The following is a 519-nucleotide window of genomic DNA, read 5'->3' on the forward strand; positions in this document are numbered from 1 at the left end:
GCATGGGCTCTCCCCGCGCGGGGCGACCGCGCTGCTGGGCGCGGCGCGGGCGTGGGCGTGGCTCTCCGGCCGCGGCTACGTCACGCCGGACGACATCAAGGCCCTGGCCCTGCCCGCGCTCCGGCACCGGATCCAGCTGCGGCCCGAGGCCGAACTCGAGGGCGCCACCCCCGACGGCGTGCTCGACGGCATCCTCGCCTCCGTCCCCGTACCGCGCTGATGGCGCTCACCGGACGCACGGGCCTGCTCGCCGCCCTCAGCGCGATCGTGGTGCTGTTCGCCCCCCGGCCGGAGCGCCGCGGCCGGGCTGCTGCTGGTGCTGGCCGCGCTCGTCGCGGTGGACCTGCTGCTCGCCGGGAGCGTCCGCCCGCTGCTGCTGGAGCGCTCGGGGGAGCACCGGGTACGGCTCGGCGACTCCGCCCGGGTGACCCTGACCGTGACCAACCCGGGCACCCGCCGGGTGCGCGGCCTCATCAGGGACGCCTGGCCGCCCAGCGCCGGCGCCGGCCGCAGGCGGCG

General features: G+C 79.0%; 1 protein-coding gene and 1 pseudogene. Both read left to right on the forward strand.

The genetic code is table 11. From position 1 onward, the window contains the following. On the forward strand, positions 1–220 hold a 220-nt coding region (locus tag ACWJ6R_RS37875; RefSeq protein WP_449066789.1), incomplete at its 5' end, for an AAA family ATPase. Between the two features lie 96 nt (positions 221–316). After that, positions 317–519: pseudogene (locus tag ACWJ6R_RS37880) on the forward strand (DUF58 domain-containing protein); the annotation flags it as partial.

Source organism: Planomonospora algeriensis (assembly GCF_977012225.1).